General features: G+C 67.1%; 5 protein-coding genes. All 5 read right to left on the reverse strand.

The annotated features are described in order from the left end of the window. Nucleotides 1-107: 107 nt before the first annotated feature. The gene (locus VGL40_00395; protein ID HEY3313733.1) at nt 108-1,682 is read right to left on the reverse strand and encodes a SpoIID/LytB domain-containing protein; all 1,575 of its coding nucleotides are present in this window, start codon (nt 1,680-1,682) and stop codon (nt 108-110) included. Further along, nucleotides 1,679-2,542 carry a deoxyribonuclease IV gene (locus tag VGL40_00400; protein ID HEY3313734.1) on the reverse strand — a complete coding sequence of 288 codons (864 nt, stop codon included), beginning with the start codon at nt 2,540-2,542 and terminating at the stop codon, nt 1,679-1,681. Before VGL40_00400 ends, VGL40_00395 begins: the two co-directional genes overlap by 4 nt. Nucleotides 2,543-2,557: 15 nt before the next feature. Continuing rightward, the gene (locus tag VGL40_00405; GenBank protein ID HEY3313735.1) at nt 2,558-4,744 is read right to left on the reverse strand and encodes a polyribonucleotide nucleotidyltransferase; all 2,187 of its coding nucleotides are present in this window, start codon (nt 4,742-4,744) and stop codon (nt 2,558-2,560) included. A 145-nt stretch (nt 4,745-4,889) separates the two neighbouring features. Next, complete coding sequence (gene rpsO, locus VGL40_00410) at nt 4,890-5,159, reverse strand: 30S ribosomal protein S15 (GenBank protein HEY3313736.1); 270 nt, start codon at nt 5,157-5,159, stop codon at nt 4,890-4,892. Nucleotides 5,160-5,275: 116 nt separating this feature from the next. Continuing rightward, nucleotides 5,276-6,186: bifunctional riboflavin kinase/FAD synthetase (locus tag VGL40_00415; protein ID HEY3313737.1), on the reverse strand; the 911-nt coding region annotated here is incomplete at its 5' end.

A 6,186-nucleotide genomic window follows, 5' to 3' on the forward strand; every position in this document is an offset into this window, starting at 1 on the left:
CATATCCCCACGGCCACCGACCGGACGTACGGGATGGCCTCAGTGACCACGGCGATGCCATTGTTGAGCTTAGTCAGCAAACCGAAGGGTGCTCCTTTCCGCGGCGGTCACCGGACGGGCCGGTACGGCCCGACCTTGACCCCTTGGTAGAAATGGGTGAGGATGCTCTCGAAGGTGAAGCCCCGGGTGGCCATCTCATGGGCCCCCCATTGGGATAGGCCGACGCCGTGGCCATACCCCTGCCCCTCGATGACGAAGAGGCCCGGGGTTTGACTGGCCGCCGGTCCCGGCAGAAAGACCTGCCCGATGCCGGTCAGGGCGAGGATGGTCGGCACCCCGCCCACCCGGACGGCGAACCGGCTCGCCTTCGTCCGTGGCGCGACCCCGGTCAGGCCCAGGAAGGCGCGTTCAGGCCAGGCCCGGAGGTCGAACTTGAGGCTCTTCATCCGCGTCGCGCCGACCGCTCCACGCAACCGTTCGCCGGCTATCGTGTACCGACCGTTGGTCCCCACGACGGTCACGTCGCGGGACCGCCCGCCCGGGGTCGGCCGGCCGGAGGTCAACCGCAGGAGTCGGCCGACCGCGGCCCCGGCCTGACCGGTAGCCTCCGGCAGCAGCTTATCGATGAGCCGCTCCAAAGACCGCCGGGTGTACACCACCATCCAGGGGTAAGGTCGCTCGTAGGTCTGGGCCACCCCACGCAGATAGGGCCGGTCAAGACCCCAGATGTCGGCGGCGCTATCGGTTCGCCCGCCGGCATGGGCGTGATAGTAGGTCGAGATCAGCCGCCCGTCGTAGGTCGCCACCAGAGCCCGCGTGCCGTCCACGGCCGCGTCGCTTGAAGCCCGTTCGCTATCCCGGCCGCCGTAGGCTTGGCTCTTGGTGGTGGCGCTGAGGTCGTAGCCGTACTTCTCGAAGCCACCCAGGTTGGCCAGGGCATAGGTCCTGGCCGCCACGGCCTGGGCCTTGAGGGCCTCGATGGGCCAGGAGGAAGGCATCTCCTCGGCCACCACCCCTCTGAGGTACTGCTCCAGGGGCAGGCGGTTGACCCCAGACAGCAGCCCCTGCGGGCCGCGAATGACGGTGAAGTCGCCGCGGTAGCGTCGTCCATTCACCCTCAGTTCGGTGTCGGCGGACCGGACCACCTCGATCGGACCGCTTACGACCCCGCTGGACCGCCCTTCGGCGGTGAAGACTTCGAGCCCGGCCGCCTCGGGGCGGCCATCGGGGACGGCTCCGCGCTCGACCGGGAGACCGGCCAGGCGGCCCGCCGAGACTTCCTGGTCGGCCTGAGCGGGCTCGCGGAAAGGCCCGCCGGCGGCTCGGTACCCGGCCACCTCGGCCCAGACGGCGGGCCGCAGTCCGGCGGCTTCCATCTCGGCGGCCATCGCCCGGGCCAGCCAGGCCGAGGCGAAGGCCCGGCTGGTGATGGCCGGGCCGGCCAAGCGGATGGACGCCCCGCGTTCAGTCAGGGCCAGCGACATCCCGCCCATCGTGGCCAGGCCCCCGACCCGGACGTCCACCGCCGCGTCCTGCTCGCCGACGCCGATGCGGACCAGAGTTCCGTCGGTGGCGGCCGAAGCCTGCCCGCCCCCGAGGCCCAAGACCGCCCCGAGGACGGCCAGGACCAGCGACCGGGTCGAGCCCTTGAAGAGCCGGCGGGCCGGGGTCAACGTGGTCACCTTCCCATCTCATCGCGCATGGCTTTCAGCCGCTCAAGATCAGCCAGTCGTCCTTCATCCGGGGTTTCCAGAAGCCCCGGCCGGTCGGCCAACTGTGGCTCGGCGACCAGGGCCCGGAAGCTCTCGAGGCCGACGTGGCCCTGGCCGATGGCGGCGTGCCGGTCGCGGTGCGACCCGAGTTCGCCAAGGGAATCGTTGAGATGAAGGACCTTCACCCGGGCAAGCCCGATGACTCCCTCGACCTCGTCGAGAAAAGTCCGCAGCCCGGCCCGACCCCGGAGGTCGTACCCGGCCACCAGGGCATGGCAGGTGTCCAGACAGACGCCGAGCCGCCCGACGTTCCCCGAGCCGACCGCCCGCATGACCGTGGCGATTTCCCCGAGGCTCCCGCCGACATCCCCGCCCCCGCCACCGCTGTTCTCCAGGAGCAGGGCGACGCCCTCGGCCGCCGGGTCGGCCTTGAGCGAGGCTTCCAGCACAGCGGCCACGGCCGTGGCCACCCGCTCGAGGGCCTCGTCGCGGTCGCCTGGAGACGACCCCAGGTGGGTGACCACGAAAGGCGACCCGAGCGTGCCCGCCCGGACGAGGTCGAGGGCCAGGGTCTCCAGAGTGTACTCGCGATTGTTCGGGACATCGGTGGCCAGATTGACAAAATAGGGAACGTGGACGACGAGGGGGGTCACCCCCCCGTCCTCCAGTTCCCTTTGCATCCTGGCCGCTTCCTTCGGGTCAATGGGCTTGGCCGCCCCGCCCCGTGGACTCCGGGAGAAGACCTGGACGGTCTCCATCCCTTCCTCCCGGGCTGTGCCGGCCATCGACGTCCAGCCCTTGCCGATCGACAGGTGCGCGCCGAACCTCAAGGCCGCCGGCCTCGCTCAGCGCCGGCGCCGGTCGTCATGGTCGTACCCGCGGGGTCCCGGTCGGCCGGGACCGCCCCCGCGCCCCCGGTCCGGACCGCCCCGCCCGCCGCGGTCGGAAGTCTCCCGCTCTGAACGCGGGCTGGCCCCGGGGAGTAGTTCTCGCCGGGACAGGTTGATTCGGCCGAGCCGGTCGATCTCGATCACCTTGACCATGATCTCGTCGCCCACGTTGACAACGTCTTCCACCCGGTCGACGTGGCCCTCGGCCAGCTCGCCGATGCGGACCAGGCCTTCCTTGCCGGGCAGGATCTCCACGAAGGCGCCGAAATCGACCACCCGCATGACCTTGCCGAGGTAGGTCGTACCGACCTCGACCTCCTTGATCAGGTTCTCGATGATCTTGGCCGCCTTGTGCCCGCTCTCCATGTTCGTCGAGGCAATGTAAACGCGGCCGTCGTCTTCGATGTCGATCTCCACGCCGGTGTCGGCGATGATCTTGTTGATCGTCTTGCCGCCCGGACCAATGACTTCGCGAATCTTGTCCGGGTCGATCTGCATGACAATGATCCTCGGGGCGAAGGGCGAGAGTTCCGGCCGCGGCTCGGCAATGGTCCCGTGGATCTTGTCCAGGATGAAGAGCCGTCCCTGGCGGGCTTGCTCCAGGGCCCGCTCGAGGATGTCCCGGTTGATCCCGGCGATCTTCATGTCCATCTGGATGGCGGTCACGCCCGTATGCGTCCCGGCCACCTTGAAGTCCATATCGCCGAGGGCGTCCTCAATCCCCTGAATGTCGGTGAGCACGGCGACCTTCCCATCGTACTGGACCAGGCCCATGGCCACTCCGGCCACCGGGGCCTTGAGCGGTACGCCGGCGTCCATCAGTGACAGAGTGCTCGCGCAGACGCTGGCCATCGAAGTCGAGCCGTTGGACTCGAGGACCTCGGAGACCAGACGGATGGCGTAGGGGAACTCGTCTTCGCCCGGGATGAGCGGCTCGAGGGCTCGTTCGGCGAGGGCGCCGTGGCCAATCTCGCGCCGGCCCGGACCACGCAGCGGCCGCGTCTCCCCGACCGAATAGGGGGGGAAGTTATAGTGGTGCATGTACCGCTTGAACTCCTCCGGGCTGAGGTCGATCAGTTTTTGGACGTCGGACACCGTCCCGAGGGTGGTGGCCGTCATCACCTGAGTCTGACCGCGGGTGAAGAGGCCCGACCCATGGGCCCTCGGTAGGAGTCCGACCTCGCAGGTGATCGGGCGGATCTCGTCGTGGCGCCGGCCGTCGGGCCGCGTTCCCTGGTTGACGATCATGTCCCGGACCTGTTCCTTGAGGATCTTCCCGAGGACGCTGGAGATTTCTTTCTGCCGATCCGGGAACTGCTCCGACAACTGCTCGATGAAGCGGGCCATCGTCTCCTGGGTGTCCTTCTCCCGAGCCAACTTGTCCGGGTTCTGGGCGGCCCGGCGGAGTTCGGCGGTGGCCGCGGCGCGAGCCGCCTGGTCCACCTCCGGAGAGGCCTTGAAGACGGCCATCTGGCGTTTCGGTTTGCCGATCTCCCGCTGCATCTCTTCCTGGAGGGCGACGATTTCCTTGATCTTCTCATGGCCGAAAAGGATGGCCCCGAGGACGTCCTTCTCCGAGACTTCCTTGGCCCCGGCCTCGACCATCAGGATGGCGTCTTTGGTCCCGGCCACGGTCAGATGCAGGACGCTCTTCTGAGACTGCTCGTTGGTGGGATTGAGGACGTACTCGCCGTCGACGATCCCGACCATGACCGCCCCGATCGGTCCGCCGAAGGGGACGTCCGAGATGGTCAGGGCGCAGGAGGCCCCGAGCATCGCGCAGATTTCCGGGGAGTGGTCGTGGTCCACGGACATGATCGTGGCGACGATCTGCACGTCATTACGAAACCCCTCGGGGAAGAGGGGTCGGATGGGGCGGTCGGTCAACCGGGCCTCGAGGATGGCCTTCTCGGTCGGCCGGCCCTCACGGCGGAAGATCCCCCCCGGAATCCGTCCCACCGCGTACGTCCGTTCCTCGACGTCAACAGTGAGCGGAAAAAAATCAATGCCCTCCCTGGGCGCGGCCGAGGCGGTGGCGGTCACCAGGACGGCCGTGTCGCCGTAACGTACCAGGACGGCCCCGCCTGCTTGCTTGGCCAGCTTGCCCGTCTCGATGGTCAACGGGCGACCGGCCAGATCCATTGTGTAGTTTTTCTGCACCCCTACTGTTCCTCCTTAGATCACAAACAGACTCTCAATGCCCTCTTTTTGCTGGGGCTTCTGCTTCGACGCTAAAAATATTATTTCCTGCCGACAGGAAAAAATGAAAGGCGGGGGACTCCCCCGCCTATTTCCTTAGCCCTAGACGCTCGACGATCTTCCGATAGCGCTCGACTTCGCTTTCCCGCAGGTAGTTCAGGAGCGCCCGGCGCTGGCCGACCATCTTCAACAGGCCGCGCCTGGAATGATGGTCCTTCTTGTGTTCCCGGAGATGCTCGGTAAGGTAGTTTATGCGTTCGGTCAGGATGGCGATCTGGACCTCCGGCGAGCCGGTGTCCTTGTCGTGCAACCGATACTGGTCGATGATCGCCTGCTTCTTGTCCGTTGGAAGAGCCATCTGCCCTTCCACCCCCTTTTTTGGTATCCCCGTGAGCCAAGAAAGCCGTCGGAGACTCGGGCGATCTGAGCTCGCGGATAAGGCGACGTTGGTTCCGGTCGCCACGCCACCCTATTTTAGCACATCGAGGTCGGATTGTAAAACGGTGAGAGGCCCGGGGCAAGCAGTTCGCGGGCCCGGCGGATGTCCCTGTTGACCTGCTTCTTCAACTCCTCGGCCGAGCCAAAGGTCATCTCCTCGCGCAGTCGCTTGAACAGGGCAACCTCGGCTTCCATCCCATAAAGGTCGCCCTGGAAGTCGAGCAAATGGACCTCCAGGCCGCGCTCGCCGACGCCGAAGGTCGGCCGTCGGCCGATATTGGCCACCCCCGCCCGGTCAGTCCCGCCGACCTTGCTTCCGACGACGTAGACGCCGTTGGCCGGCACCACCCGGTCGCTCGGGATGGCCAGGTTGGCCGTGGGAAAGCCGAGCCCTGCCCCCCGCCCGTCGCCGTGGCCTACGGTCCCCCTGATGACGTATGGCCGGCCCAGCATCTGAGCCGCCACCTCGACGGCCCCCTGGGCGATCTGCCGCCGTACGGCCGTGCTCGATACGGTCACACTGTGGCAGCGGAAGGCCGGCATCACCTCGACCTGCATCCCGGCCGCTCGCCCAAGTTCGAGGAGGATCTGTGGAGTGCCTTGTCCGCCGGCTCCGAAGGAGAAATTGAAGCCGATCATCACCAGGGATGCCCCGAGGGTATCCCTGAGGGTCCGCCCGACGAAATCGGCCGGCGTCGTCCGGGCAAATTCCTTGTCAAAAGCCTGCACATAGAGGGTCTGCACGCCGGTGGCCCCGATCAACGCGACCTTCTCATCGAAGCTGGTCAACAGGGCCGGAGCGGCGGCCGGGCGGAGGACCTTCAGGGGATGCGGTTCGAAGGTCAGGGCCAAGCTCTCAAAACCCCGCGCCTGAGCCCTGGCGACCACTTCCAGGAGGAGCTTCTGGTGCCCCAGGTGGACCCCGTCGAAGACGCCTATGGCCACTG

The sequence above is a fragment of the Bacillota bacterium genome, assembly GCA_036504675.1.
GTDB lineage: Bacteria > Bacillota > Sulfobacillia > JAJYWN01 > JAJZPE01 > DASXUT01.